The following is a 26994-nucleotide window of genomic DNA, read 5'->3' on the forward strand; positions in this document are numbered from 1 at the left end:
TGGTCACTGGGGGACAGCGTCTATCTCAATCCAGAGAAGGTTCGTGTAGAAGAAAAGGCGTACATGAAGGCTGCTTAATTTAAATTGAGGCGACAACTACCTTGACACACACCGCTTCGCCAAAGAACGTATTCAAAGAAAGGCGACCGCAGACTCGCCCTACGGGTGCTTACGCTGCGCTTCAGCATAATTTGTGCATCACAAAAAATGGGAAAGCTTCGAAACTCGCCTTCGGCTCAAACACGAAGCTTTCTGATCCATTTTCTGTGACGCACAAATTACATCGTCCCAAGCGGATTGACGTCAAAAGCAACTACAACTTCAACAACACCCCCAAAATCAAGAACAACAACAAAGTCAAAACCAACGTCAACACAACCTCATTCATATTTATTTGAATGCCGTCAATTAACGATGGTGTGGGGGTTGTAGTTGTTTTTGACGTTGGGGTTGTTGTTGCTTTTGACTCTGCTTTTGAACTTAATCCACTTGGGACGAAGCCATTTGTGTAGTGCAGAAAATGGATCAGAAATGACCGATGTCTGAGCGAAGCGAGTTGCGGGCATTTCCCATTTTTTGCTCTACATAAATGGGCACTCTCGCAGGGAGCGAGTCTGCGGTCGCCTTTCTTTGGCGAAGCAAAGAAAGTATTTCGGACGCCGGGCCGAAACCCGGCTTGTATCCACGGGGAGCAATCTTTTAATCAAAGTACGGCAATGCAACGAACGCCACTAGGCTCCAGCCTTCGCTGGAGCGACGATATTATGATTGCCGTTGATTGGCGATGGTGTGGGGTTGTAGTTGTTTTTGACGTTGGGGTTGTTGTTGTTGTTTTTGACCTTGCCGTTGACCTTAATCCGCTTGGGACGAAGCCATTTGTGTAGTGCAGAAAATGGAAAAAGAAGGTCCGATGTTTGAGCCGCAGGCGAGTTGCGGACCTTCCCATTTTTTGCGCTACATAAATGGGTACTCCCGCAGGGAGCGAGTCTGCGGTCGCCTTTCTTTGATTCCGTTCTTTGGCGAAGCAAAGAAAGGAATTCGGCCGCCGGGCCGAGACCCGGCCTGTATCCACGAAGGGCAATCTTTTAACAAAAGTACGGCAATGCAACGAACGCCACTGGGCTCCAGCCTTCGCTGGAGCGACGGTATTATGATTGCTGTTGATTGACCGAGATCGAATTCATGTTCACGAAGGACAATCGCTTTAATCAACGTACGGCATACAAGCAACGCCACTGGGGCCCTGCCTGCGCAGGAGCGACGAAGCTAAGGGTAGGCCAATATTACAAATCAGACTTCGATCAATCCCACCACACCCGCACCAAACCCTATATTTTCCGCCTCAACACAAACCCCAGCAACACACTCAAGACCATCAAGCCAATGACACCCCAATTCCCTAACAGAATATAAGGCGTCATCCCCTGATACCCCTGCACCTTCGCCGTCAATGCCCCCTTGGTATTCGCCGGCAATTGCGCGACCACCTTACCACCCGGGACGATCACCGCGGTGGCCCCGGTATTGGTGGCCCGCAGCATGGGGCGCCCGGTTTCCAGCACGCGCATTCTGGATATCTGCAAATGCTGGGGGATGGCGAAAGAATCGCCGTACCAGGCGAGATTGGAGACATTCAGCAAGATGCTTGCTGTTGGCTCACCGGCAGCATATTGCGACAACAACTGGGCAGCGATTTCTTCGCCGAACAGATCTTCATAACAGATGTTGGGCATGACCAGTTGGCTACCTACTTTCATGGCAGGCTGTATAGGCCCTGCCGTAGAAAACTCGCCCATGGGTATCGCCATGGCTTTGACAAACCAGCGGAAACCAGGCGGAATGAATTCACCGAACGGTACTAGATGATGTTTGTCGTAGCGGTAAGCCTGATTGCCATACTGGCGTGACATGCCCAGCACGCTATTTGAATATTTATCGCCGCCATCATGTACCGCAACACCAACCAGCAAGGCAGAACCACTGCTTTGGGCAAAGTTGTTCAGCAAGGGCAAATAATCGGGCGGGAGCTGGGATGTCAGCATGGGTAATGCTGTTTCTGGCGTGACGATCAGATCAGCCGGTGCTGCCAACAGCATGTCGTGGTACAGGCTCAGCGAGTCATTCAGGTGATCCTGATCAAACTTCATGTCTTGCTGCACATTCCCCTGCAGTAGCCGCACCTGTATAGGCTGGCCCAGCGGTCTGGTCCAGCTTATGCTCTGCAAGCCCCAGCCACCGGCAAAAATCACTATGCACACCATGCCGGATACCTTTGCATGGTGCGACGCATTCTGTGACACATGGGGTGAGGCATTTTGTGACGACCTGGGACTGAACAGCAGCGCAATGGCGGCAGCCAGCAAAGCATTCAGCCAGCACAGCCCCAGCACGCCTATTACCGGCGCGTAACCGGCTAGCGGGCTATCGGTATGTGCATAGCCGGACAATACCCAGGGGAAACCGGTCAACAGCCAGATGCGCAACCATTCTGCCACGGTCCACAAGGCAGGCATGATCAGCAAGGCCGTCACCATGGCCGATAGTTGCCAGCGCTGGCGTAACCAGTGCAAAGCATAAGCGGCTGCGGCCAGATAAATCGACAAGGCGGCCGTCAGCAGCATCAAGGCCAGCACCGACAACAAACCCGGCATGCCGCCATAGACAGTCATGGCGATCACCAGCCAGCTGACACTGGCGGTCAGCCAGGCAAAACCATATGCCCAGGCCAGCCAGACTGTTTGCTTGCGGGTGAATGCTGTATTGCCATTCCTCAACAACAAACCAAACAACAATGCCAGGCCGATGATTTGCAGGGGCCAGCCATTGACAGGGGCAAATGAAAAGACGTTCAGCCCCCCTGCTACCAGCATCAACAGGAAAGATGCACGCCAGGAAAGAGGCGGAGACCTGGACGACAGCACGCCAGCCAACGTCTTAATCATCGGATCGCAAGGTAGGTCTTTGTTCAACCAGCAGCATCTGCACCTGACGGGCATCGGCCCGCAAGACTTCAAAGTACAGGTTGCCGATGGAGAATTCATCGCCCATATGGGGTACTGCGCCCATGTAATTGGCGACATAGGCACCGATGGTTTCGGCGTCTTCCGACGACAGGGTGGTGCCCAGCATGTTGTTGAATTGCTCGATTTCGGTCAGGCCCTTGATACGCCAGCGCTTGCCGTTACCTTTGCTTTCCAGCGCCAGGATATTGTCTTCTTCTTCATCGAAATCGTATTCATCTTCAATGTCGCCGACGATTTGTTCCAACACGTCTTCAATGGTGATGAGACCGGATACGCCGCCATATTCGTCCACCACCATGGCGATGTGATTACGGTTGGCGCGAAAATCGCGCAACAGGATATTGAGGCGCTTGGATTCGGGGATGTAAATCACCGGACGCAGCATTTCACGGACATCAAAGGCTTCTGCCGCATAATAGCGCAGCAAATCTTTGGCCAGCAAAATACCGACGACCTTGTCACGGTCACCATCCACCGCAGGAAAGCGTGAGTGTGCCGTCGTCAGCACTTCCGGCATCCATTCTTCGATGGGGTTGGAGATATCGATGACATCCATTTGCGCGCGCGGCACCATGATATCGCGTGCACACAGGTCAGATACCTGGAACACACCTTCTATCATTGCCAGTGCATCGGCATCGATCAGGTTGCGTTCTTGCGCGTCGTGCAAAACTTCCAGCAGCTCGGCGCGATTTTCAGGTTCAGGAGAAATGAGGGCGGTCAAGCGTTCAAACAATGACCTATGGGGTTTAAGGTCAGTTGGTCTGACCTTACTAGAGTGCTCTTGCATAATAGGCGTAACGCCGTTGTTTCAATCCTACAGAATACAACAAATGCGGGGGCTTTCCCCAATTTTGACCCGGGTAGTGGCAAAAAAAGCTGTAACGTAAAGTAGTAAAAACCTGTTTCCCTCTTTAAAAATATGTGCCTTTTAAGCAATCATCCAGCACTTAGCTGGCCTGATTTCACTCTTGGCAGGTAATTTCGCCTTGATGCATGTAGACATACTTCATTTACTTTAGAGCAAGTCCTCAACACAAAAAAGCACTTGCAAGGCATACTCGCTTGTGTCATTTTTAGCACCGTCAGGGTAAAAACCGACAGCACCCCAACAACAAACGACAAGCTGAAGAAATTTTGCCGCCTCTAAAACGAGAGGCAGTCCACTTCAAGCACTTTAAAGGAGAACCCGTGTTCATCATCGCCAGCGTCATCACCGGCCTCGTCGCCGCCCTGCATATTTATTTTCTGATACTTGAGATGTTCCTCTGGGATAAGCCTCTGGGTCTGAAAACATTCCGCAACACGCCCGAAAAAGCAGCAATCACCAAGGTGCTGGCTGCCAATCAGGGCTTATATAACGGCTTTCTGGCGGCAGGTCTGATCTGGGGGCTGTGTCTGGGCCCGGCCGGCTTTCATGTGAAGATTTTCTTCCTGACTTGCGTCATCATTGCCGGTGCTTACGGTGCCTACTCGGTCAGCCGTCGCATTCTGTACATACAGGCAGCCCCTGCTGCGGTTGCACTGGTCTTGTTGCATTTGTAAGCCAGCATCTCTAGCAACATAGGGCCTGCCAACAATTTAATGTGCGGCTTCATCCGCGATTTCTACAGAATCGTGGAAGCGCGTGTAATGAATATGCTGGGTCAGGCCCTTACTGTTTTCAAAGACATCCACATAGCGGTGGTTCCAGCGGATTTTACTGCAAGGGTAATAGTGGCGCGCCCTTTGCGGCTGGTTGGTGGTGTCGTCCACGCCTTCTATGCTGAGTATCAATGAGGCGTTCAGATGATGCAGGGCATCTGCATCCAGGCCAAACAGGGGACTGTTTTCATCAATGACGTGGATGACGGTCCAGCCAAGAATGAAGATGGGATGCTGATCGCGTTCCAGCTTCATGTCGACGATCTTGCGGAAATTACCCATGGTCGATGATTTTTCATCACGCATCAGGCGCAGTTTGGCCGATGCTTCGCTGATGATATTCATACGTGAATTGGCCATGCGTATCAGCAGCAGGCGTTTGCCATCCACCACATGACAGACCGGCTGGGCTGCAAAAATGATGCTGGACCTCGGCCGCGAGAAACGCGCAAACATGACCCCGGTAATCAGGGCCACACTGGCCATGCCAACAAATATCTCCAGCGTCGCCACACTGTGTCCATACACGGTCTGCGGATGCATGTCACCATAACCTACGGTCGCCAGGGTTTCCACGCTAAAGAAGAAGGCACCCAGAAAACTGTTCGGATGCAGATTTCCAATGGGGTTATCACCCAGCATGAACAGACTGGCGAAACACAGGTTCAACACCAGAAACACCACGCCCACGCCAGCAAAAAACACGGGCCAGCTGGATGTCATCGCATAATAGTAGATATCCTGCCAGAACTGCGTGCGCAAGCCGTAGGCAATAACCGCCCGTTCTCCCATGGTGATACGCCTGCCGCGATCTTGCTGTGTGTTCATATTGGGGCGATTTCCGTTTGAAATTCCCTCCCCTTCAAGGGGAGGGCTAGGGTGGGGATGGGTTTCGCTAAATTGATTGTCAATGAATTTACGACAAAAACCCATCCCCATACCTGCCATCTTCGTTAAAGAGGATGAAGAAAAATATCACAGCTACAGTTTGACGGAATAAATAAAGCCTGGCAATTTTTAGAACAAAACCAAACTCAACCTACTGGTAAGGATTTTCCAAACCCAGTCCCGCCAGTATCTCTATCTCCAGCGCTTCCATTTCTTCGGCTTCTTCATCGTCTTCATGATCATAGCCCTGGGCATGCAAGACACCGTGGACGATCAGATGCTGTGCATGATCGAGTACCGTTTTCTTTTGCTCTGCCGCTTCTTTTTCCAGTACATCGGTACACAGTATGATGTCCGCCTGGGTAACTTCGGCATCTTCATCTTCGGTGTAGGCAAAGGTCAGCACATTGGTGGCGTAGTCTTTGCCTCGATAATCATGGTTCAGCACTCTGCCTTCTTCTGCATCGACAAAGCGCAAGGTGATTTCCGCTGGAAAAAACAGAGCCGCCTGCACGGTCTTGCGTATCAGCGGGCGGGTTAATTGATCTTGCAGGCGCTTGTCGGCATATTGCACGGACAGGGTCAGCTTGGGTTTGCTTGCAGACTTGGTTTCGGGCTTAGCTTCGGATTTACTTTTTGCGACCATGGTGTGCAGAACTGAGAGGGGTTGCGGGTTTTAACAGGCCGATGGCAGCGCTATTCGCGGTGGCGCTGGCATTTGCCGATTCATAGGCATCGACGATGCGGGCCACCAGTGGATGACGTACCACGTCCACGCTGGCAAACTGGGTGAAGGCAATGCCGCGCACACCATCCAGTACCTGGCAGGCATCTAACAGACCACTCTTTTGCCCACGTTGCAAATCGACCTGAGTCACGTCGCCAGTAATCACGGCCTTGCTGCCAAAGCCTATGCGTGTCAGGAACATTTTCATCTGTTCCGCCGTCGTGTTTTGCGCTTCATCAAGAATGACAAAAGCATGGTTCAAGGTGCGGCCACGCATATACGCCAACGGGGCAATTTCAATGACCTGTTTTTCAAACATTTTTTGCGTACGATCAAAACCCAGCAAATCATACAGGGCGTCATACAGCGGGCGCAGGTAGGGATCTACCTTTTGAGCCAGATCACCAGGTAGGAAACCAAGGCGCTCACCGGCCTCTACCGCTGGCCGTGTCAATACGATACGCTTGACGGCATCACGTTCCAGCGCATCAACCGCACATGCCACGGCCAGGTAGGTCTTGCCAGTACCAGCCGGGCCTATGCCAAAACTGATGTCGTGTTCAAGTATGGCTTTGATGTATTGGTTTTGATGCGGTGTACGCCCGCGCAAATCACTGCGGCGGGTTTTCAGCATCGGGCTTTCGATGTCAGCATCTTCCGGCAAGGGCGTGTCGTTGGCGACCTTGTCAGCGGCAATGCCGGTGGCTTTGTCGGCGTTGTCTGCCTTGCCGGTTTTCAGGTTTTTGCTGGCGCGCTGTTCTACCAGTGCCAGTTGCACTTCATCAATGGTGATGATTTTTTTTGCCAGGCCATAGAAATGCTCCAGTATTTCTATGGCTTTTTCGGCATTGTGGCCACTGACGATGAATTTTTCACCGCGCCGGAAGATCGTCACATCCAGTGCTGACGAAATCTGCCGCAGGTTTTCATCCAGTGGACCACACAGATGCGCAAGGCGGGTGTTGTCCAGAGGTTGAGGGATGAAATGTGCTACCGGCACGGGTGTTTTTGCCATTATGCTGTCACTGCCTCTTCGACTAATTCGCCGCGTAGGGAATAATTATAGGATTCGGTAATGCGGGTATTAACCAGCGTACCGATGAGTTCTTTGGGGCCTGCAAAATTGACGACACGGTTGTTCTCGGTGCGCCCCTGCAATTCATTCGCGTCCTTGACGGACGGGCCTTCAACCAGGATGCGCTGTACTGTGCCTATCATGGCATTGCTGTACTTTTTGGTGTTTGCATCAATCACAGACTGTAAATGCTGAAGACGGCGCAATTTCACTTCTGCCGGCGTATCATCAGTCAGATTCGCGGCCGGTGTACCGGGACGCGGGCTGAAGATGAAGCTGAAGCTGTTATCAAAACCGATGTCATTGATGAGCTTCATCAATGCATCAAAATCCTCGTCCGTTTCACCAGGAAAGCCGACGATAAAATCAGACGACACTGCGATATCGGGGCGCACTTGCCGCAGGCGGCGCAACACAGATTTGTATTCGATGGCGGTGTAACCACGCTTCATCGCCGACAGAATGCGATCAGAACCATGCTGGGCAGGCAAATACAAATGGTTCACCAGCTTGGGTACCTTGCCATAGCAATCAATCAGACGCTGGGTGAATTCTTTAGGGTGGCTGGTGACAAAGCGTATGCGCTCAATCTGTGGAAATTCAGCAATGTATTCAATCAGCAGGGCAAAGTCAGCGATCTCGCCATCTTCCATAACACCACGATAGGCATTCACGTTTTGTCCCAGCAGGGAAATTTCTTTGACGCCCTGTTCAGCCAGCCCTGCCACTTCCGCCAGCACATCGTCGAACGGGCGCGAGACTTCTTCGCCACGGGTGTATGGCACGACACAATAACTGCAATACTTGCTGCAACCTTCCATGATGGAGACGAAGGCTGTTGCACCTTCCACCTTGGCAGGTGGCATGTGGTCAAATTTTTCGATTTCAGGGAAGCTGATATCAACTTGTGAGCGACCAGAATGCCGGCGCTCGGCGATCAGTTGCGGCAAACGATGCAGGGTCTGCGGGCCAAATACCACGTCGACATAAGGTGCACGCTTGATGATGGCTTCACCTTCTTGAGAAGCTACGCAGCCGCCGACACCGATCAGCAGATCAGGTTTTTTACGCTTCAGTTCACGCAGGCGCCCCAGATCAGAAAACACCTTCTCGGACGCCTTTTCGCGCACGCTGCAGGTGTTCAGCAGAATCACGTCGGCGTCGTCAGGATTGTCCGTCTTGATCATGCCGTCATCGGCATTCAGCACATCCGCCATCTTGTCCGAGTCGTACTCGTTCATCTGGCAACCGAAGGTTTTAATAAATACTTTTTTTTGCATAGTTTTCTAATTTGCTGAAACTCAGCGATCAAAATACCGAAGGCACTGACACTGTATCGCTGATGTTTTGCATAAACACTGTTACTGGTGACGACTGGGTTACGACTAATTGTTACTTTTGAACTGCATTGGCGTCCACACTTCCGGCTTGGGCAATACGCGCTTGCGCTCATCTGCCGTCAAAATCCAGATTTTCTGTAATTCACCAAAATCGTTATCGGTGTAATTGACGATGATGTAATTGCCGGTCAGATAGGTCGGCAGCACCAGCATATTCTGTGCGTCGTAAAAACGCGTCGCCGGTACGGTATAACGGATCTTGCCATCCATGATCACATCTGGATATTTCGACATATTCAACACGCCACGCTTGGTATTGGGCGGAAAACTGCGCTCATCCGTTACCTGCCCCGTCGTTTGCGCCACGCTGCCCAAACTCAGGCCGGCCAGCATCAGGGCCATCAAACCACGGCGTACAGTCAAAAAAACAGACATGCGCATGAACATAAGCAGGTGCCTCGACAAGGAAAGAGTGAAAACGAAAAATTCAAAGGAATCAACTACTTAAAGCTAAAAAACGGAATCTTACAAGGGCGCAAGTTTAACACAGTCAGCGCCACCCTACAGCAGTAGCAAGCAGTTAGAACTTATTTCATCAACAAGGGTGCACCAGCTTCCCATAAGCCCGGCAGGCGGCAAAACTGCTGAAATCGCAAGAAATCTGGGATAATGTTATATAAACTTTGCTGAAGATACTGCGCCAGAACAACAAAACCTGCTGTTGAGGCAATGAATACAGGATATTTGTCTGAAATCGCCTTAGATTAGCCGCATTCGCCAGACTTGATCAGGGTTTAATTAAAAACCACGGAAATCCATGCACACCCGTTCTCCCCGCGCCCAAGTACGCGAATTTGATACCCGCCATTTTCGTGATGCCCTGTCGCAATTTGCGACTGGCGTTACTGTGATTACCACTCGCCTGGCGAATGGGGCGTTTCTTGGCCTGACTGCCAGCTCCTTTAACTCCGTATCGCTAGACCCACCACTGATACTCTGGAGCCTGGGCAATGCCGCCAACAGCATGCCAGTGTTCACCGGCAATTCCCACTATGTCGTCAACGTTTTATCAAGTGAACAAGCCTGGTTGGCAGAACAGTTCGCCAGCCGAAAAACCGACCGTTTTGACGGTGTGGAATACACCCTGTCGCGCACTGGCCACCCGATACTGAGCGGTGTATCTGCCTGGTTTGAATGCCATAACCGCAGCCGCTATCCTGAAGGTGATCATGTCATCTTCGTCGGCGAAGTGGAGCATTGCGAATTTAGCCCGCAGGCACCACTGGTTTTTCATTCCGGCCAGTTTTTGCCGACATCGAAGTAAACAAGTAAGCACACAATGATTTTTCCATTTTCTTCTGACCTTGTCGGCTATCTTGCTGCTTTTCTCACCACCACTGCCTTTGTCCCGCAAGCCTGGATGACCTGGCGTCGCAAACGTGCCGAGGGCGTATCGCTGGGCATGTACATCATCCTCGTCACCGGCATTATGTTGTGGCTGATTTACGGTTTGATGCTGCATGCTCTGCCGGTCATCATCGCCAATATGATTACTCTGGTGCTGGCCAGTTTTATTCTGGTCATGAAGCTGGTGTATAAATAAGTAGACGATACCAATAGTCGATACCTCGGACAGAGACTGCGATATGAGTCTCTTGCTTGAATTTCAACTCCGTTTATGAGATGCTTGAAGCAGCCGCGGCTGGTGTGCAAGTCGACAGCGCTACCAAAATAAAAACCAAATATGAATTGAGGGAAGTCTCTATGAAGAAGATACATCTCGTCTTGGCCGCAATGCTGCTGGCAATGAGCAATATGGCATCGGCACAGATACAAAGATGTGTGGACAACGATGGCCGGGTGACCTTCACCGATAATGTCTGTGCTAAATCCAGTGTCAAGCAAAAGTCAGTACATGCAGGCCAGAAAATGGTTGGCTCGGGCACTGAAACAGGTGGGGACAGCAATCTGGCTGCGAAGAATGAGGCGTTCAATCAACGCCATGCGCAACGCGAATTGCGGGCAGATAACGAGCGGGCGGTTCATAACTTCATCAATACCCCGCTCCCACCCGGTGTCAAATACCAAAGACTGACAACCTACAGCGATAAACCTGCGACGCTTGATAGCAAGTAAAAAATCTGATGTACGCGCAAAACCTGTAAGTATTTCATACCCAAACCCATGTCAAATTTAGATTTCCGGATTGCAAGTGCAATTATTGCTGGGGTCGTCTACGGCCTGTTATTGCGTCTGGGGTTTGAATACAAGCCCATGCATGAATGGTTGCAGATCGTTTCCACTACATTCCTGATCGTTACGCCCTTCAGCATCGGCGGCATAGCTGTTGTGATTGCTGCCGGAAAATCGCCCATCTCTATCCGGGCCCAACTACGTGCATCGACTTCAGCCATGCTAGGTTTCCTGATAGCGATGTTCCTATGTTTGCTGGAGGGATTAATCTGCATCGTCCTGGTGTTGCCAGTATTTCTAGTAGCCGCCATGATCGGTGGTCTTATCGCTGGCTGGATACATAATCGGTTCAGGGCATCCACAGTGAGCCTGTCTTCTTTCGCCTTGCTGCCGCTCTTACTGGGCCCGATTGAAGCCAGTTTGCCGTCCGCACAAAGCGAGCAAGTGGTCAGCTCTGTCATACAGATACAGGCCAGCCCGGAAGAAGTATTTGATCAGTTGGCAACGGTCAAAAACATTGCGCCGGGTGAACTGGGGTTTTCATTCGTGCATCTGATCGGCTTGCCAAGACCAATCGAAGCCAATATGAATGGCAGCGGTGTGGGGGCAGTACGTACCTCCCGCTGGGAAAAAGATGTGCACTTTGAAGAAATCATCACTACCTGGCAAAAACCGTATGCCATGCACTACAAATTTCATATTGCACCAGGCGACATCCCCAGAGACGCGCTCGACAGGCATGTTGAAATGGGCGGCGAATACTTCAACGTTCTCGATGGCGGATATGATCTGGTAGCCAAAGATGGCGGCACCGAACTACGTCTGAGCACCCGTTTTGTGAACAAATCCCAACTCAAGACCTATGGCGATGTATGGGGGAAAATGGTGCTGGCTGATTTTCATCAATCCATACTGGGGCTTATGAAAAAACGTGCAGAACTGGCACATCAACAAGAATGGCAAAAAACGGCCAGCAGCAAAATACCGTAAAGCCTGAAGTAAGGCCCAAAAAAACGACCAGCAATGCCATGCAGCAAAAATGTCCTTGCTCTGTCAGGCAGCCCTTATTTACAGCCTTGGCAAGGGCGCGGTTTTGTTTTTCTCCAGAGCTTCGGCATTCTTTTTCGCGACCATGGCGTTCACCGCAGTCCACTCAGTAGAATATGCATTGAAATCGATCATGCCGACTTCAATTTTTCTATATTCGAGACCATTATTTGGCGATCCACTCAGACCGACATATAAAGACTGTTTGCAATCCTTGAACGGTCTGACATCCAGGCCATAATTGACTTGCATACTGTCACGCACCTTGCAGGATTCCAGCGATATGGACTTGGGATTGACGCCCGGTTTATAGGACATCCAGCGCATATTCCCTGCTGTATCACTGTTTGGCAGACCATATTTTTCAGTCAAGGCTTTCTTTAATTCGCTGGCAGACACATTTCTATAAAAATTTTCACGTCTTGCAATCGCGACAGCCGTCCCTGATTGCGGTCCAAATCCAACCGTGATTTCACCTGCATTTTCGAAACCCGTGGCTGCCTTTGCATACATGATATAGGCCACATGCCCACGAAAATCCGGCCCCAGCACATGCTCACTACGGTTACCTGTCTTGTAACCCTGTGGAGCAAGAATTTTTTCGATTTGTTCAGGCGTATCGCCAATCCTGATGCCCAAGGTTTCCATGAGCCTGGGGCCGTCCTGTGCCTGTACAAACGTAGAAAAGGACAGCAGCGATACAAGAGTAAATACAAATTTTGACATTATCTTCCCTGGCCATAGTAAGCCGTGTTTCAATGATTCAGTTCTGGATTGATGCGTGGTTTTTAAGTTTTATTCTGGCATTGGCTGTAATAAAGCCTGAATGTCTGGATGCACAGACAAGAGTACCAAAAAATTGCGCCGGACACAAAACCGACGTTTGAAGAGATGCGATCAATAGATATAGAAATGACGGTAAGCAGGCAACAATACAGAAGCTGCGCTTTTTTTGTATCTGGAATCGTTGCGACCAGCGGCCACTACCTCATGCCAGGATGCATGAATACCGCCAGCCTGGTTGACCAAGGGCACCGGCGCCGAATATTCACCAAATATTGATAGTCAACAGAAAAGAACCCAAATCCGGCTTCTGGATGCAGTCAGGTGCCGTCGTGCGGTCGCTATATCACGCCATATCACGCTATATCAGGGCTTGCGCTTGATTTTATCCTGTGGATGCACTGTTGCTTCCACCCCGCGTTCCCCGTGCAGATCGGTATCAACCAAACCTTGCTGCAAATCCCGCAAAGCTTGCTTCATGACTTTGCGCGGCCGAACCCTGTCATCAGCGGTTTCATCCCTTTCATGCGGAAGCATGGCTTTGCCATCCTTCCTCGTCATATCAGGGTCTTGTGTAGCGGGTTGCGCAGTGCGAGGTTTTTCAGTTTTGTTTTTATAGTTCACGACCAGTCACTCCCTGCTCTGCTGCTTGCTGTTCAACGGTAGCCTGCTCAGGAGGCGCAATGAATTTTGGGGGCCGCAAAGGGTCGAAATCATGCCAGTTGCCGTCTGTGATCGTGCCTTCGCCGGTTTCTATCTGATCGGCACCAAGGCCCTTCAATACCGTGACAACCTCGTTTGCCCGATCAGTGCCATTGACACTGACAGCAACCATCATGCCGGATTTTCTTACCGCAGCCGCATTTTCCGCATCATCCTCGGCATCGCCTTTTTCCTTCATCTGTGACAAGCCACCGATCAGTGAGCCAACATGCGCGCCAACCAAAGCACCTAGCGCGGCACTCACCGGCCCTGCGACAGGAATACCTATGGCACCCACCGCCGCACCAATAGCACCGCCTGCAGTTGCACCGCCAACAGCGCCAGTTCCTGCATCCCTGGAACCCGGCGATTCATCACGATCGCCGCCCAGTTTATACATGTCATGCTGCCCCGGCGGATTGAGATAGAAGGAACTGATCTGGTTCTCTGAAAAACCAATCGCCACCAGTTGGTGTATGGCCTGCTGCACCTGATCCTGTTGCTGCAATCGTCCTGCAATAATATGTGCCATGCTTTTCCCCTATTCTGATTGGATTCATCCGTCCATACCCTTTAGCAAGATATCCAAGCTATGCAAGGTATGGGATGAAGGATTGTCTATAGTCAGAATAGGGGGGCAGGCCAAGGATATCTGTACGTTGGCGCACGCTGATGGCTATTTATAGCATTGGCTGTCAGTTTCCCCTTGCGTCGTGCTGTGTGCCGGAAGCCATGCCATGACGCGCGGACAAACACAATGTCGAATCGGTCAATCCCCGGCAGTCTGCATTTCAGGTATTGAAGTACCAATTTGACTAACATTTACCGCACATACCTCCCACACACATGCACGCAACCAGCGGTGCGCCGGGTCGGCATCCATGCGCGGATGCCATAACATGGAAACCGTGATTTCATCGGTCGGGAATGGCAGAACGAAGCTATGCATGCCGGCACGCAGATTGCCGGTATGCCTTTCCGGTACGGTGGCGATCAGATCTGACGTACGAGCCAGCGCCAGCGCGGCAGAAAAACCGCCCACAGTAATGGCAATATCACGCTCCAGTCCAAAGGGTTTCAACACATCGGCCATAGGCCCTTTGTTATGCAGGCGACGAGAAACCAGGACGTGTTTTCCAGATGCGTAGACTGCTGGTGTCATCGTTAGCTGGCTCAAGGGATGCCCGCTACGCACGACGCCTATGAAGCGATCACGAAACAGGGCCCGTGTGCGCACCTCGGGGCTGGTTGCATCCCCTACCACTCCCGTCTCCAGGTCAACACTGCCATCGCGCAGCAGGCTACTGTCTTTGTTCAGTTTGGGGATAAAGCACAGACGCACATCAGGCGCTTCTGCATTGATACGGGCGATCAAGGCTGGCCCGAAATTCTCTACAAAACCATCACTGGTACGTAACGTAAAGGTTTGACTCAACTGACCAAGATCAAGTTTTTCAGCCGGACGCAGTAGCGCTTGCGCATCCTGCACCAGTTGGGCAACTTGCCCACGCAGTTCCTGCGCACGGGGTGTGGGCACCAGCCCACGCCCTGCCCTCACCAGCAAAGGATCACCGATAGTTTCACGCAGACGTGCCAGTGCACGGCTCATGGCAGAAGGGCTAAGCCTTAACCTTGTAGCCGCACGTGCCACGCTGCCCTCCGCGAGCACCGCATCCAGAGTAAGCAGCAAGTTGAGATCAGGGGTAGACATACACGGATTCTAGCGTGCTTTGCGATGACATGGCGTCATATGCATGAATAAAGTGCAAACCGTGCGCCTTCCGCCATATATACCAAAGGCCTATGATCAAGTGCATCCCCATTCACGCTCGCCAGGAACAAGCTCATGTCGAAATCTATCCACACCACGGACATTGACTGTGTCGCAGGCTCGCCACCGGTACGCTGGGTGCTGGCAAGCCTTTCCCTGTCGATGTTATTGCCTTCGCTGGGTACCAGTATTGCCAATGTGGGACTGCCTGCCTTAAGCCATGCATTCAACGCTTCTTTTCAGGAAGTGCAATGGGTGGTGCTTGCCTATCTGCTTGCTATCACGCCCCTGATCGTCAGCGTTGGTCGCCTGGGTGACGTGCTAGGCCGCAAACGCTTGCTGCTGGCGGGCATTGTCCTGTTCACCGGTGCGTCTGCCTTGTGTGCTGCGGCCCCTGCGCTGGGTCTGTTGATTGCTGCCCGCGCAGTGCAGGGCCTGGGTGCAGCCATCATGATGGCACTGACCATGGCCTTCGTCGGTGAAACAGTGAGCAAAGAAAAAACCGGCAGCGCCATGGGCTTGCTGGGTACCATGTCCGCTGTTGGCACAGCCCTTGGTCCGTCACTGGGTGGCGTGTTGATCGCAGGACTCAACTGGCGCGCCATTTTCTTTGTCAATGTGCCTCTGGGTATAGTGAGCTTTATTCTTGCCCGGCGCTATCTGCCAGTTGATCGCCCCCATCAAAACAAAGCGGGGGCAGGCTTTGACTACATCGGTACGCTGTTGCTGGTATTGACGCTGTCAGCCTATGCACTCGCCATGACACTGGGGCGTGGTCACTTTGACGCACTGAATATGGTACTGCTGTTGGTTGCGGTCTCAGGTGTAGTCTTGTTTGTATTCGTCGAAACAAAAGTTGCTTCGCCTCTGCTGCGCATACGCATGTTCCGCGATCCTGTATTGAGCCCCAGCCTGGTCATGAATGCACTGGTATCCACCGTCATGATGGCGACGCTGGTGGTCGGCCCTTTCTATCTGTCGCACTCGCTGGCACTCAGTGATGCCATGGTGGGTCTGTTGATGTCGGTTGGTCCTGCCATTTCCGCTTTCAGCGGCATCGTCGCGGGACGTATCGTTGACCGCGCCGGTGCGTCGCTGGCAGTCACCGCTGGGCTCATCGCCATGACAACGGGAACATTCGCCCTTGCCCTGCTGCCAGCCATGTTCGGCATCACAGGCTACATCATTGCCATCGCCATTCTTACGCCCGGCTATCAGTTATTCCAGGCAGCCAACAACACTGCCGTCATGCTGGGGGTACGACCGGAACAACGTGGTCTCATCTCCGGTATGCTGAACCTGTCCCGCAATCTTGGTCTCATCACTGGTGCATCATTCATGGGAGCAGTATTTGCCTTCGCATCGGCAAGCAGAGATATCAGGACGGCTGCGCCAGAGGCAATTGCAAACGGTATGCGGATGACGTTTATGGTGGCGGGGGTGATAGTTCTTGGGGCGCTGGTGATTGCAGGAATTGGGCGTTGGCTGGTGAAACCAGGTTTAAACTCTGGAAATCAACAGATAATCAAATAAGTTCTAGATAAGCCAACAAACTGAGTCACTCTATGACTTGGCCGTTTGAAGAAAACTGCCCTGATAACATTTCCTGATCCGTAAGAACATCACCATACCAGAGAATGACTTTTGCAGCGCCCACACCCATGCCTAGTTCACGAAACGCTCTGCCTTCTATCTGGGTAAAACCACCATCGGGATTGCCCAACGGATGGACAATGATGGTTGGCGACATGGCCAGGCGTGACCCGCCCATCAGACGAGATACAAATGCTTTAATGAGTTGTTGGCCCGCAGTAAAGTCAGACACGAGCGAACGGGGATGAGCAAATGGGTTGACAACAAGAGCACCGATCTGGCTTGCTGCCACAGAGCGCGCGGTGGCACCAACACCTAAAATTTTTTGATCCGGTGGTGCACTGATTGCTAGTTCCGGCACTTCTGAAATGGATTCGCCCGATTTGACATTTCTTACGCTTAGCTGCTCAGGCGAAATTTGGACGTAGAGAACAGTTGGTTTGATGAAGTCGAACATAATGATATTTATTTGTGGAATGAGTTACAAGTACCCAAAACAAACTATAAATTCACAGGCCAGCTTAAGCTTACCGCATTACATTTGCATGTTAAACATTTTCATCAGAAAATATTACTTTTAAATTTTCAGTTAATTGCTCAGCTTTTACCAATGAAGGCGCATATTTGATCGCCAATTGTGCAGCATCTTTTGCCTCTGAAAATCTGCGCAATGCGTGCAAGATATGCGCATTGGCAATGCAGTTCAACCATTGTACAGGGGCGGCTTGCAAAGATGGCTGCAGCACTTTCAATGCTTCGTTTGCCAGATTCATTTCCACCAAATGCATTGCCAGAAAATATCTGCTCGTAATGACGGTGATGCCGCCTTCTGTTTCACCATCCTGCAAGTGCAGGAGTAGCGCTTTCTCGTAGTGCGGTTTGGCTTTGTCGTTCTGGCCGGCCTGTGCATAGATGCCCGCCAACCGACTGTGATAGACAGGTACTTCCCAATGATTTGGATCAACAAGGGTGATCGCTTCTTCTGTTTTTTGAGCAGCAACTTCCAGTTCAGCCTTTCCCCAAAGAGCCATACCTTCCTGAGCTAGCTGACTGGCTTTTGCCTGGTCATGCATTGTCAAGCAACGCTCTCAACACATCCCGCGAATCAAACGCCGCCCTGCGCAGACGATCATTCACGCCTTGCCAGTCTTTGTCCTGCGGCAGTGCTTCTACCAGGATTAAATCTGCGTGGGCGTGATCAAGCTCACGCAGGCCTGCGTACAGGTCGTGTGCATAGCCTACCGGGTCGGCTGGCAGGTGACGCCATGCTTCGGCCTGGATGGCGGGATGTGCCTGGTAACTCATGAGGGCGAGTTTTTTGTTTTTGGCGTGCAGGCGATTGACGGTGTCGTCAAGTTCTGCGGCTTCTACCAGGATTACTGGTGTATGCGGTGCGTAGTGGGCGTCGAGGGTACCCGATGCGCGTGGGGCAGCGGCGTCTGGTGCTGCTGGCGTTGTACCCAGCACGGCAGCCATTTGGGCGACAGTGATGTGACCGGGGCGTAGCAGCACGGGGCCGTGGGTAGCCAGGCGGCTAAGATCAACAATCGTCGATTCTATGCCGACGTCACTCTGACCGCCATCGAGTATGCTGGCGATAAGGCCGCCAGGTAAAATTTCCTGTTCAAATTCTTCTTCTACGTGGGCAGCCATGGTGGGGCTGACGTGACCAAATTTATTGGCTGATGGTGCAGCGATGCCACCCTTGCCTGCCTTGAAAGCACGCAAGAGTTCTTGTGCCACGGGGTGCGATGGGCAGCGTATGCCTACGGTATCTTGCCCGCCTGAGACGGCATCGGGGATATGGTCGGCACGTTTCAAGATCAGGGTCAGCGGGCCGGGCCAGAAGGCGGCGATGAGCTGGTGCGCTTCTGCCGGAATGTCCTTGGCCCAGTAGCTGATGTCAGCCTCTGGGGCAACGTGGACAATGACAGGATGATTCGACGGCCTGCCCTTGGCAGCGTAGATGTTAGCGACGGCGACCGGGTTTTCTGCATCGGCACCCAGGCCATAAACGGTCTCAGTCGGGAAGGCCACCAACTGGCCGCGTTCCAGTGCTTGCGCTGCTTCCAGGATTACGTCAGGCGTACTGGCTTGTGACTTCATGCCCACTCCGGTGCGGCTATACCGAGGATGGTGCAGGCTTTGCCGAGGTTGGCCTGTGCTTCTATCATGGTTGATGAGACGAAGGTGATGTGGCCCATCTTGCGGGCGCGGCGGGCTTCTGCCTTGCCGTACAGGTGCAGGTGCGCACCGGGGATGGCCAACACTTGATCCCATGCGGGTTCGCGCATGGTGTCGGTGTCACCTTCATACCAGACATCACCAAGGATATTGAGCATGGCAGCTGGCGAATGCTGGCGCACATCACCCAGCGGCAATTGTGCGAGCGCCCTGACCTGTTGCTGGAACTGGCTGGTGATGCAGGCATCGATCGTGTAATGGCCGCTATTGTGCGGGCGTGGTGCCATTTCATTGACGACCAGACTGCCATCCTTGAGGACAAAAAATTCTATGCACAGCACGCCGACATAGCCCATCTCCGCAATGATGTGCAACGCAGCGGCTTGCGCCTTGCTGACAACATCTGCCGATACATGGGTGCTGGGGGCGATGGTGGTGAACAGAATGCCGTCGCGGTGGACGTTTTCTGCAATCGGGTACACCACAGCTTCGCCATCGACACCACGGGCGACAAGGACAGACACTTCGTAAGCCAGTGGCAGCATTTTTTCAAGCACGCAGACCTGGCCATTCATGCCTGCGAAGGCAGCGGCAAGTTCGGCACGATCGCGCACGCGTGCCTGGCCTTTGCCGTCATAACCCATGCGCACGGTTTTCAAAATGCCGGGCAAGAGATCATCGCTGACCTTGGCCACATCGTCCTGGCTATTGATGGCCAGATGCGGTGCCGGATAAACGCCGGTCGTTGTGCCACAGCGGGTGAAGAAGTTTTTTTCTGCGATACGGTCTTGCGCGATGGAGACGCAGGCAGCCGCCGGGGCGACGAAGCTGGTTTGTGCCAGCAGATTCAGGCTTTCTGCCGGGACGTTTTCAAATTCTGTGGTGACGGCTTTGCTGAGCTTGGACAGTGCCATCAGGCCAGGCTGATTTTCATAGCCGGCCTGGATATGCTGGCCTGTGACTTGTGCGGCGGGGCAGCCTGCTTCAGGTTCCAGCACGGCCACCTGGTAACCCATGGCTTGCGCCGCCTGGATAAACATGCGGCCAAGTTGGCCACCGCCCATGATGCCAAGGCAACTGGCAGGGGTGTTGGGTAACAATGGCTGGCGTGGCTGTGCGGGCTGTGGATGAGTGGTCATGGTAGTGATTTCAAACTAGGGATCGTTTGTACACAATAGTACAAATCAAATGAGATACGGATATTTAGGTAGATAGAAATCCGGGTTGCGATATCAAGTTTCGTTAATTGGCCGTGTACGTAGATTGGGCCGTGCCGTAGGTTGGGCTACGCTTCACCAGCCCAACACTGGGCCTCAACAAACGTATACGTTATTCAAACGCAGAGTGTTGGGCTGATAAGACGTAGCCCAACCTACGAGATTATTCCAATCTACGAAATCAACCCGACCTACAAGATTAACTCAACCCACGATCATTCACACTCAAACCGGCAACACCATATCGCGTGCAACTTGCGTTTGCTTTTCGCGGAACTCGATCAACCTTGCGGCCAGTGCATCGTCGGTCGTCGCCAAAATCGCAATTGCGGCCAGGGCGGCGTTTGCTGCGCCTGCCTCGCCTATCGCGAAGGTCGATACCGGTATGCCTTTTGGCATTTGCACGATGGACAGCAATGAATCTTCGCCACGCAGGTATTTGGATGGCACGGGCACACCCAGTACCGGCACGATGGTTTTGGCAGCGATCATGCCTGGCAGATGGGCTGCACCGCCAGCACCGGCGATGATGGCGCGCAGGCCGCGTTCGCGGGCGGTTTCTGCATAGGCGAACATTTCATCGGGCATGCGGTGGGCTGAGACGACCTTGGCTTCAAAGCCTATGCCAAATTCCTTGAGGATGGCAACGGCGTTTTGCATGACGTCCCAGTCTGAGGATGAACCCATGACGACGCCGACGACGATTTTATTTGCGACATTACTATTGGTAGCCATCATCAGTCCTTCAGGCTTTCGCCAGTCAGGCGTTCCAGCGCTTCGCGGTATTTAGCGGCAGTTTTTTGCACGACTTCATCCGGCAGGGCTGGCGCTGGGGCTGTCTTTTTCCAGCTGGTGATGGTTTCCAGATAATCACGCACGAACTGTTTGTCAAAAGACGGTGGTGAAATGCCGGTGGCATAAGAATCAGCAGGCCAGAAGCGGGAAGAATCGGCTGTCAGCACTTCATCCATCAGATGCAGCACGCCATTGTCATCAAGACCAAATTCAAACTTGGTGTCGGCGATGATGATGCCACGCGTGGCGGCGTATTCTGCAGCTTCGGTGTAGAGCTGTATGCTGATGTCGCGGATTTTGGCGGCCAGTTCTGCACCTATGCGTTGCTCGGTTTCTGCATAGCTGATGTTTTCATCATGCTCGCCCATTTCTGCCTTGGCAGCCGGGGTGAATATCGGTGCTGGCAACTTGGCAGCCTGTGGCAAGCCAGCTGGCAATTGTATGCCGCAGATTGCGCCAGTCTCTTGATAATCTTTCCAGCCTGAACCAATGATGTAGCCACGTACCACGGCTTCTACCATGATGGGTTTCAGGCGTTTGGCGACGACGGCACGGCCTTTGACTTGCGCGACTTCATCAACTGATACTACGGATTCTGGTGCGACACCTGTCAGGTGGTTAGGCACAATATGGCCCAGCTTTTCAAACCAGAAATTCGCCATCTGGTTCAGCACACGGCCTTTGTCAGGAATGGGTTCATTCATGATGACATCGAATGCGGACAAGCGGTCACTGGTGACGATGAGCAGCTTGTCGTCGCCGACAGCATAATTGTCACGTACTTTGCCACGACCCAGCAAGGGCAGGGAATGAAGAGTGGAATTGATTTGCGTAGTCATGAGGGATTTCTTTATTTCGATCTGGATAGGGTTTACACAAAATTGTTGATGGGGCGCTTCAAATATCAAACATGCTTCGATAGGCACAGAGGATGTATTGCTCGACTATCCCCTCCCCTTCAAGGGGGGGTAGGATGGGGATGGGATTCGGTTGATTAACAACGCATTCAATTTGCTAAAGAAACCCATCCCCATCCCAACCTTCCACCGCGCCGCTTGCAGGCGGCTTAGAAATTTGTGGCGCAAAGCATGCTTTGCGAATTCCCACAAATTTCCCCTTGAAGGGGAAGGAGCAAAACATCGCCGAATCACCTCTAACAGCAATTTTGTCTAAACCCTGAACTTCATTGCTCATTCCGACACAGGCCGGAATGAGCTAAACAAAACATCTACAACCTACTAACAATCAGGCTGTATCAGTTAACAATCTGCGCCAAAGCGCCCTTCTTGTACTGCTCTGCCACTTTTTCCAAAGCCATAGGCTTGATCTTGCCTGCCTGGCCTTCGCAACCGAAAGACAGATAACGTGCCTTGCATACCAGCTTGGCTGCTTCACGCGCTGGCTTCAGGTAATCACGTGGATCAAACTTGGATGGGTTTTCAAACATGTAGCGGCGGATCGCGCCTGTCATTGCCAGGCGGATGTCGGTGTCGATGTTGATCTTGCGCACGCCGTTCTGGATGCCGATGACGATTTCTTCAACCGGCACGCCATAGGTTTCTTTCATGTCGCCACCGAACTGGCGGATTTCATCCAGCAGTTCTTGCGGTACGGAAGAGGAACCGTGCATGACCAGGTGAGTATTTGGAATGCGCTGGTGAATCTCTTTGATGCGGTCAATTGCCAGGATGTCGCCAGTAGGTTTGCGCGAGAATTTGTAAGCCCCGTGAGATGTACCGATCGCAATCGCCAGTGCGTCGCACTGTGTTTGCTTGACGAAATCAGCAGCTTGCTGCACGTCGGTCAGCAATTGTTCGCGCGTCATTTTACCGTCGGCACCGTGACCGTCTTCCTTGTCACCCATCATGGTTTCCAGCGAACCGAGCACGCCCAGTTCTGCTTCTACCGTGACGCCGATGGAGTGGGCAAACTTGACCACTTCACGCGATACTTCGACATTGTATTCATAGCTGGCGACGCTCTTGCCGTCTTCTTCCAGTGAGCCATCCATCATCACCGAAGTGAAGCCGGATTTGATGGCGGCCATGCAGACCGCTGGCGACTGACCGTGGTCCTGGTGCATGACGACGGGGATGTGCGGGTAAGCTTCTACCGCAGCTTCGATCAGATGACGCAGGAATGCTTCGCCAGCATATTTGCGGGCACCGGCTGAGGCTTGCATGATGACAGGTGCGCCAACTTCATCGGCGGCCTGCATGATGGCGGTAACCTGCTCCAGGTTGTTGACGTTGAAAGCTGGCAGACCGTAACCGTTTTCGGCGGCATGGTCCAGCAATTGACGCATGGATACGAGTGGCATAATTAACTCCAGATTGCTATAAAAAAAACTTTGCCCTTACAGTACGGGCTTAACACGCTTAATTCTCGCCGACCCTGACAATTTTCATTGCGTTGGTGCCGCCAACCTGCCCCATGGGTTCACCCCAGGTAACCACGATCATGTCACCTTTGGCGACGACATGGTTTTTCAGTAAAACAGTTTCGGCAGACTTCAACACCGCTTCACGATCAGCGGAATAAGGCAAATTGAAAGTCTGGACATTACGATACAGCGCTGCCTTGCGCTGGGTAGCGACGCTAGGGGTCAGTGCAAACAGCGGCACGTCCACGCTATGGCGGCTCATCCACAAGGCAGTAGAACCCGATTCGGTCAGGGCCACGATGGCTTTCACACCCAGATGATGGGCAGTAAACAATGCGCCATACGCGATGGACTGATCAATACGGGTAAAGGCCATGTTGAGAAAGTCAGCATCGAGCTTGTTTTCCTGGAATTTTTCAGCTTCCAGGCAAATCTGCGACATCTGTTCCACGGTTTCTATTGGGTATTTACCAGAGGCAGTTTCTGCCGAAGTCATAACGGCATCGGTGCCATCAAGCACCGCATTGGCAACGTCGGACACTTCCGCACGGGTAGGCACGGCATTCACGATCATGGATTCCATCATTTGGGTAGCAGTAATTGCCACCTTGTTGGAAGCACGTGCCATCTTGATCATGCGTTTTTGCAGCGCTGGTACGGCAGCATTACCGACTTCCACAGCCAGATCGCCACGGGCAACCATAATGCCGTCAGATGCATCCAGAATTTCTTGCAGCAGCGGTATCGCTTCGGCCCGTTCTATCTTGGCGATCATCATGGGCTTGTGGTTATACGGTTCACCAGCAATGTTCGAAAGCTGTCTGGCCATTTCCATGTCAGTCGCATTTTTAGGGAAAGACACGGCAATATAATCTGCCTGGAAAGACATCGCAGTCTTGATGTCTTCCATATCCTTGCCAGTCAATGCCGGTGCTGTCAGGCCACCGCCCTGGCGATTGATACCCTTGTTGTTGGATAACTCGCCACCAATCTTGGTGACGGTATGAATTTCATTGCCGACGACCTTTTCAACGATCAGCACGATCAGTCCATCGTTCAGCAACAACAAGTCGCCGTTTCTGACATCACGCGGCAGGGCTTTGTAATCGAGGCCGACACGCTCCTGGTTACCCAGATTGCAGTCCGCATCCAGGATGAACCTGTCGCCGTTTTCCAGATGGATGCGGGAATTTTCAAACTTGCCGATACGGATTTTTGGTCCCTGCAAATCGGCCATGATGGCGATTTCACGACCACACTCTGCTGCTGCCTGGCGCACCATGGTGGCCCGGTCTATATGATCCTGCGCCTTACCATGCGAGAAATTCAGCCTCACCACGTTCACCCCGGCTTGTATCATACGCTTGAGCGTAGGCAAGTCATTGGAAGCTGGGCCTATGGTGGCAACAATCTTGGTGGCACGTGACATCTGGTCTCCTGATGTAAATATTATTTTTAGCGTTGAGTTGGATGAAAACCTGAAAACTTATCAAGACCGAAAATCTCACCACAGAGACACAGAGGGGGCACAGAGGATCACCGAGAAAAGCAAGTAAATGTAAGGCCAATGCAGACCGTCATCATCTCTTAAGGTTTTCTCTGTGCTGTCTCTGTGTCTCCGTGTCTCTGTGGTTAATGGTCTTGGTCTTGACTTTGAATTTACTTTACCGCACGTTGCAACAAAATTTCTACTGCAGGCAGGGTTTTGCCTTCCAAAAATTCGAGGAAAGCGCCGCCGCCTGTGGAGATATAGCCTACCTTGTCAGCGATGTTATATTTGGCAATCGCTGCCAGGGTGTCGCCACCGCCAGCGATGGAGAAGCCTGCCGAATCAGCAATCGCCTGGGCCAGCACTTTTGTACCATTGCCGAACTGGTCAAATTCAAATACGCCAACCGGGCCGTTCCAGACTATCGTACCTGCTTTTTTGATCTGCTCTGCCAGCAATGCTGCTGTAGTCGGGCCGATGTCAAGGATCATGTCATCGTCCTGCACATCTGCGACTGCCTTGACAGTTGCCACTGCTGTTGGCGAAAATTCTTTTGCGCACACCACGTAAGTCGGGATAGGCACAGACGCACCACGCTTGGCCATGATGTCAATGATGGCTTTTGCTTCTTCCACCAGATCAGCCTCTGCCAGTGATTTGCCGATTTTCAAGCCAGACGCCAGCATGAATGTATTGGCAATGCCACCGCCAACGATGAGATTATCCACCTTGTCTGCCAGCGATTTCAAAATAGTCAGTTTGCTGGATACCTTGGAACCAGCAACAATCGCCACCAGCGGGCGTGCCGGATGACCCAGCGCCTTGCCTAGCGCATCCAATTCGGCCGACAACAGCGGGCCAGCGCAGGCAAGCGCGGCAAACTTGGCGATGCCGTGTGTCGTCGCTTCTGCACGGTGGGCAGTGCCAAAGGCGTCATTCACATACACGTCGCACAGGGCAGCCATTTTTTGCGCCAGTGCATCATCGTTCTTCTTTTCACCCTTGTTGACGCGGCAGTTTTCCAGCAAGACCACCTGGCCTGGCGCTACATCAACACCATCAACCCAGTTCTGCTTCAGTTCTACAGTCACACCCAGCAATTCGGACAAACGTTTGGCTACAGGTGCCAATGTATCTTCTGCCTTGAATTCACCTTCAGTCGGACGCCCCAGATGCGAAGTCACCATCACTGCTGCACCTGCCTGCAAAGCCTGCTGTATCGCTGGCACCGAGGCACGGATACGGGTATCTTCGGTAATATTGCCGTTGTCGTCCTGAGGAACGTTCAAATCGGCGCGGATGAAAACACGTTTACCCTGAAGCTGGTTAGCTGCGATCAGGTCACTGAGTCGGTTGAATTGCATCGTGATATGGAATTGGCAAGGTTGAAGGGTGGCGATTCTGTCTGTGTCAGTCAGGACAGTGACATGACGCCAAGATAAATATTGCAAAAGTCCTCAGCCTGCTATTTTACCAAAGGCAGGTTACAGACCATACCGTTTTGAGCGGGTTTTGCTAGTTTAATGCAGAGTTTGATAATAAATTGCTATTTATTGTGTAAAATTATTATTCTGGTGTGTCGGGCGAGTGGTATTACATCCCTGAAGGATTGCCTGAACCTGCAAGAGCACGTGCGTGCTTTTGTTGATTTGTTAAGCTGTGCTGTTGCGCCTAGGGAAATACCTGCTGGCTTGATTTCCGCAAGGAGCGGCAATCAGGGGCGCATCCGTTCACTACGGTGATTTAATTATCGTCGCTCCTGCGTAGGCTGGGGGCTACCGGGCTGGCGCTCGAGTGGCGTTCATTGCATACTTGAGTCGTTTTAAAGCGATTGTCCTTGGTGAGCGCAAGCCGATTTCGATCTCGGTCAATCAATGGCAATCATAATATCGTCGCTCCAGCGAAGGCTGGAGCCTAGTGGCGTTTGTTGTATGCCGTACTTTGATTAAAAGATTGCCCTTCTTGGACACAAGCCGGGTCTCGGCCCGGCGGCCGAAATACTTTCTTTGCTTCCCCTCCATGTCAGGATAGATGTCGCGTCATCAGAAATCCAACCCGCTGGAGGGCGGAAGACAGAGTAAGATGAAACGAGTACGGTATACAGCAGAACAAAAAGAATGGGTAATACAACAAATGACGC

General features: G+C 52.2%; 26 protein-coding genes. 6 read left to right on the forward strand and 20 right to left on the reverse strand.

Annotation, left to right across the window (positions count from 1 at the left end):
- Window positions 1–1328: 1328 nt before the first annotated feature.
- Both lnt and H8L32_RS26905 read right to left on the reverse strand, forming a co-directional pair.
- Complete coding sequence (gene lnt / locus H8L32_RS26900; protein WP_186950954.1) at window positions 1329–2942, reverse strand: apolipoprotein N-acyltransferase; 1614 nt, start codon at window positions 2940–2942, stop codon at window positions 1329–1331.
- Window positions 2935–3813: an HlyC/CorC family transporter gene (locus tag H8L32_RS26905; protein ID WP_186950955.1), complete on the reverse strand. Its 879-nt coding sequence runs from the start codon at window positions 3811–3813 to the stop codon at window positions 2935–2937. Before H8L32_RS26905 ends, lnt begins: the two co-directional genes overlap by 8 nt.
- Before the next feature lie 410 nt (window positions 3814–4223).
- Between H8L32_RS26905 and H8L32_RS26910 the strand changes: the two genes are divergently transcribed.
- Window positions 4224–4568 (forward strand): DUF1304 domain-containing protein, encoded by a 345-nt coding sequence (locus H8L32_RS26910; RefSeq protein WP_408058968.1) that lies wholly within the window; start codon window positions 4224–4226, stop codon window positions 4566–4568.
- 36 nt (window positions 4569–4604) lie between these two features.
- Here H8L32_RS26910 and H8L32_RS26915 read toward each other — a convergent pair whose 3' ends face one another.
- The 5 genes from H8L32_RS26915 to H8L32_RS26935 form a co-directional block, all read right to left on the reverse strand.
- A complete protein-coding gene (locus H8L32_RS26915) occupies window positions 4605–5495 on the reverse strand; it encodes an ion channel (protein ID WP_186950957.1) in 891 nt (296 codons plus the stop codon).
- Between the two features lie 211 nt (window positions 5496–5706).
- Complete coding sequence (gene ybeY, locus H8L32_RS26920; protein WP_186950958.1) at window positions 5707–6201, reverse strand: rRNA maturation RNase YbeY; 495 nt, start codon at window positions 6199–6201, stop codon at window positions 5707–5709.
- A complete protein-coding gene (locus H8L32_RS26925) occupies window positions 6185–7300 on the reverse strand; it encodes a PhoH family protein (protein WP_408058969.1) in 1116 nt (371 codons plus the stop codon). The genes ybeY and H8L32_RS26925 overlap by 17 nt, the downstream gene beginning before the upstream one ends.
- Window positions 7297–8637 (reverse strand): tRNA (N6-isopentenyl adenosine(37)-C2)-methylthiotransferase MiaB, encoded by a 1341-nt coding sequence (miaB, locus tag H8L32_RS26930; protein WP_186950960.1) that lies wholly within the window; start codon window positions 8635–8637, stop codon window positions 7297–7299. Before miaB ends, H8L32_RS26925 begins: the two co-directional genes overlap by 4 nt.
- Window positions 8638–8742: 105 nt before the next feature.
- Complete coding sequence (locus H8L32_RS26935) at window positions 8743–9132, reverse strand: hypothetical protein (protein ID WP_186950961.1); 390 nt, start codon at window positions 9130–9132, stop codon at window positions 8743–8745.
- A 382-nt stretch (window positions 9133–9514) separates the two neighbouring features.
- Here H8L32_RS26935 and H8L32_RS26940 point away from each other — a divergent pair, with 382 nt between their 5' ends.
- The 4 genes from H8L32_RS26940 (at window position 9515) to H8L32_RS26955 (ending at window position 11880) form a co-directional block, all read left to right on the forward strand.
- The gene (locus tag H8L32_RS26940) at window positions 9515–10021 is read left to right on the forward strand and encodes a flavin reductase family protein (RefSeq protein WP_186950962.1); all 507 of its coding nucleotides are present in this window, start codon (window positions 9515–9517) and stop codon (window positions 10019–10021) included.
- Between the two features lie 15 nt (window positions 10022–10036).
- The gene (locus H8L32_RS26945) at window positions 10037–10300 is read left to right on the forward strand and encodes a SemiSWEET transporter (RefSeq protein WP_186950963.1); all 264 of its coding nucleotides are present in this window, start codon (window positions 10037–10039) and stop codon (window positions 10298–10300) included.
- A 161-nt stretch (window positions 10301–10461) separates the two neighbouring features.
- The gene (locus tag H8L32_RS26950; RefSeq protein WP_186950964.1) at window positions 10462–10833 is read left to right on the forward strand and encodes a DUF4124 domain-containing protein; all 372 of its coding nucleotides are present in this window, start codon (window positions 10462–10464) and stop codon (window positions 10831–10833) included.
- A 48-nt stretch (window positions 10834–10881) separates the two neighbouring features.
- Window positions 10882–11880 carry a hypothetical protein gene (locus tag H8L32_RS26955; RefSeq protein WP_186950965.1) on the forward strand — a complete coding sequence of 333 codons (999 nt, stop codon included), beginning with the start codon at window positions 10882–10884 and terminating at the stop codon, window positions 11878–11880.
- Between the two features lie 78 nt (window positions 11881–11958).
- Here H8L32_RS26955 and H8L32_RS26960 read toward each other — a convergent pair whose 3' ends face one another.
- The 4 genes from H8L32_RS26960 to H8L32_RS26975 all read right to left on the reverse strand — a co-directional run bounded on the left by H8L32_RS26960 (window position 11959) and on the right by H8L32_RS26975 (window position 15133).
- Window positions 11959–12663 (reverse strand): hypothetical protein, encoded by a 705-nt coding sequence (locus H8L32_RS26960; RefSeq protein ID WP_186950966.1) that lies wholly within the window; start codon window positions 12661–12663, stop codon window positions 11959–11961.
- A 423-nt stretch (window positions 12664–13086) separates the two neighbouring features.
- The gene (locus H8L32_RS26965; RefSeq protein WP_230412440.1) at window positions 13087–13257 is read right to left on the reverse strand and encodes a hypothetical protein; all 171 of its coding nucleotides are present in this window, start codon (window positions 13255–13257) and stop codon (window positions 13087–13089) included.
- A 76-nt stretch (window positions 13258–13333) separates the two neighbouring features.
- Complete coding sequence (locus H8L32_RS26970) at window positions 13334–13954, reverse strand: hypothetical protein (protein WP_186950968.1); 621 nt, start codon at window positions 13952–13954, stop codon at window positions 13334–13336.
- Window positions 13955–14191: 237 nt separating this feature from the next.
- Window positions 14192–15133 (reverse strand): LysR family transcriptional regulator, encoded by a 942-nt coding sequence (locus H8L32_RS26975; protein WP_186950969.1) that lies wholly within the window; start codon window positions 15131–15133, stop codon window positions 14192–14194.
- A gap of 135 nt (window positions 15134–15268) precedes the next feature.
- Between H8L32_RS26975 and H8L32_RS26980 the strand changes: the two genes are divergently transcribed.
- On the forward strand, window positions 15269–16726 hold the full coding sequence (locus tag H8L32_RS26980; protein ID WP_186950970.1) for an MFS transporter: 1458 nt from the start codon (window positions 15269–15271) through the stop codon (window positions 16724–16726).
- Between the two features lie 25 nt (window positions 16727–16751).
- On the opposite strand, the gene H8L32_RS26985 is transcribed toward H8L32_RS26980, so the two are convergent.
- The 9 genes from H8L32_RS26985 to H8L32_RS27025 all read right to left on the reverse strand — a co-directional run bounded on the left by H8L32_RS26985 (window position 16752) and on the right by H8L32_RS27025 (window position 26218).
- Complete coding sequence (locus H8L32_RS26985; protein ID WP_186950971.1) at window positions 16752–17243, reverse strand: rod shape-determining protein; 492 nt, start codon at window positions 17241–17243, stop codon at window positions 16752–16754.
- 91 nt (window positions 17244–17334) lie between these two features.
- A complete protein-coding gene (locus H8L32_RS26990) occupies window positions 17335–17859 on the reverse strand; it encodes a tetratricopeptide repeat protein (RefSeq protein WP_186950972.1) in 525 nt (174 codons plus the stop codon).
- A complete protein-coding gene (locus tag H8L32_RS26995) occupies window positions 17852–18892 on the reverse strand; it encodes an L-threonylcarbamoyladenylate synthase (RefSeq protein WP_186950973.1) in 1041 nt (346 codons plus the stop codon). The genes H8L32_RS26990 and H8L32_RS26995 overlap by 8 nt, the downstream gene beginning before the upstream one ends.
- Window positions 18889–20109, reverse strand: coding sequence for a 5-(carboxyamino)imidazole ribonucleotide synthase (locus H8L32_RS27000; protein ID WP_186950974.1), 1221 nt, complete (start codon window positions 20107–20109; stop codon window positions 18889–18891). Before H8L32_RS27000 ends, H8L32_RS26995 begins: the two co-directional genes overlap by 4 nt.
- A 303-nt stretch (window positions 20110–20412) precedes the next feature.
- The gene (purE, locus tag H8L32_RS27005) at window positions 20413–20922 is read right to left on the reverse strand and encodes a 5-(carboxyamino)imidazole ribonucleotide mutase (RefSeq protein WP_408058967.1); all 510 of its coding nucleotides are present in this window, start codon (window positions 20920–20922) and stop codon (window positions 20413–20415) included.
- 2 nt (window positions 20923–20924) lie between these two features.
- Window positions 20925–21821 (reverse strand): phosphoribosylaminoimidazolesuccinocarboxamide synthase, encoded by an 897-nt coding sequence (locus tag H8L32_RS27010; RefSeq protein WP_186950976.1) that lies wholly within the window; start codon window positions 21819–21821, stop codon window positions 20925–20927.
- Between the two features lie 416 nt (window positions 21822–22237).
- Entirely contained in the window at window positions 22238–23302 is a 1065-nt protein-coding gene (gene fba / locus H8L32_RS27015) for a class II fructose-bisphosphate aldolase (RefSeq protein WP_110256738.1), read from the reverse strand.
- 58 nt (window positions 23303–23360) lie between these two features.
- Window positions 23361–24794: a pyruvate kinase gene (gene pyk / locus H8L32_RS27020; RefSeq protein WP_186950977.1), complete on the reverse strand. Its 1434-nt coding sequence runs from the start codon at window positions 24792–24794 to the stop codon at window positions 23361–23363.
- Between the two features lie 230 nt (window positions 24795–25024).
- Window positions 25025–26218: a phosphoglycerate kinase gene (locus H8L32_RS27025; protein WP_186950978.1), complete on the reverse strand. Its 1194-nt coding sequence runs from the start codon at window positions 26216–26218 to the stop codon at window positions 25025–25027.
- Window positions 26219–26994: the final 776 nt, after the last annotated feature.

Source organism: Undibacterium hunanense (assembly GCF_014284335.1).
Taxonomy (GTDB): Bacteria; Pseudomonadota; Gammaproteobacteria; order Burkholderiales; family Burkholderiaceae_D; genus Undibacterium; species Undibacterium hunanense.

Bases quoted from the DNA above. Each gene is read 5' to 3' on its own strand.
- lnt (WP_186950954.1), bottom strand. From the start codon at position 2,942: ATGATTAAGACGTTGGCTGGCGTGCTGTCGTCCAGGTCTCCGCCTCTT.
- H8L32_RS26905 (WP_186950955.1), bottom strand. From the start codon at position 3,813: ATGCAAGAGCACTCTAGTAAGGTCAGACCAACTGACCTTAAACCCCAT.
- H8L32_RS26915 (WP_186950957.1), bottom strand. From the start codon at position 5,495: ATGAACACACAGCAAGATCGCGGCAGGCGTATCACCATGGGAGAACGG.
- ybeY (WP_186950958.1), bottom strand. From the start codon at position 6,201: ATGGTCGCAAAAAGTAAATCCGAAGCTAAGCCCGAAACCAAGTCTGCA.
- miaB (WP_186950960.1), bottom strand. From the start codon at position 8,637: ATGCAAAAAAAAGTATTTATTAAAACCTTCGGTTGCCAGATGAACGAG.
- H8L32_RS26935 (WP_186950961.1), bottom strand. From the start codon at position 9,132: ATGTCTGTTTTTTTGACTGTACGCCGTGGTTTGATGGCCCTGATGCTG.
- H8L32_RS26940 (WP_186950962.1), top strand. From the start codon at position 9,515: ATGCACACCCGTTCTCCCCGCGCCCAAGTACGCGAATTTGATACCCGC.
- H8L32_RS26945 (WP_186950963.1), top strand. From the start codon at position 10,037: ATGATTTTTCCATTTTCTTCTGACCTTGTCGGCTATCTTGCTGCTTTT.
- H8L32_RS26950 (WP_186950964.1), top strand. From the start codon at position 10,462: ATGAAGAAGATACATCTCGTCTTGGCCGCAATGCTGCTGGCAATGAGC.
- H8L32_RS26955 (WP_186950965.1), top strand. From the start codon at position 10,882: ATGTCAAATTTAGATTTCCGGATTGCAAGTGCAATTATTGCTGGGGTC.
- H8L32_RS26960 (WP_186950966.1), bottom strand. From the start codon at position 12,663: ATGTCAAAATTTGTATTTACTCTTGTATCGCTGCTGTCCTTTTCTACG.
- H8L32_RS26965 (WP_230412440.1), bottom strand. From the start codon at position 13,257: ATGCTTCCGCATGAAAGGGATGAAACCGCTGATGACAGGGTTCGGCCG.
- H8L32_RS26970 (WP_186950968.1), bottom strand. From the start codon at position 13,954: ATGGCACATATTATTGCAGGACGATTGCAGCAACAGGATCAGGTGCAG.
- H8L32_RS26975 (WP_186950969.1), bottom strand. From the start codon at position 15,133: ATGTCTACCCCTGATCTCAACTTGCTGCTTACTCTGGATGCGGTGCTC.
- H8L32_RS26980 (WP_186950970.1), top strand. From the start codon at position 15,269: ATGTCGAAATCTATCCACACCACGGACATTGACTGTGTCGCAGGCTCG.
- H8L32_RS26985 (WP_186950971.1), bottom strand. From the start codon at position 17,243: ATGTTCGACTTCATCAAACCAACTGTTCTCTACGTCCAAATTTCGCCT.
- H8L32_RS26990 (WP_186950972.1), bottom strand. From the start codon at position 17,859: ATGCATGACCAGGCAAAAGCCAGTCAGCTAGCTCAGGAAGGTATGGCT.
- H8L32_RS26995 (WP_186950973.1), bottom strand. From the start codon at position 18,892: ATGAAGTCACAAGCCAGTACGCCTGACGTAATCCTGGAAGCAGCGCAA.
- H8L32_RS27000 (WP_186950974.1), bottom strand. From the start codon at position 20,109: ATGACCACTCATCCACAGCCCGCACAGCCACGCCAGCCATTGTTACCC.
- purE (WP_408058967.1), bottom strand. From the start codon at position 20,922: ATGGCTACCAATAGTAATGTCGCAAATAAAATCGTCGTCGGCGTCGTC.
- H8L32_RS27010 (WP_186950976.1), bottom strand. From the start codon at position 21,821: ATGACTACGCAAATCAATTCCACTCTTCATTCCCTGCCCTTGCTGGGT.
- fba (WP_110256738.1), bottom strand. From the start codon at position 23,302: ATGCCACTCGTATCCATGCGTCAATTGCTGGACCATGCCGCCGAAAAC.
- pyk (WP_186950977.1), bottom strand. From the start codon at position 24,794: ATGTCACGTGCCACCAAGATTGTTGCCACCATAGGCCCAGCTTCCAAT.
- H8L32_RS27025 (WP_186950978.1), bottom strand. From the start codon at position 26,218: ATGCAATTCAACCGACTCAGTGACCTGATCGCAGCTAACCAGCTTCAG.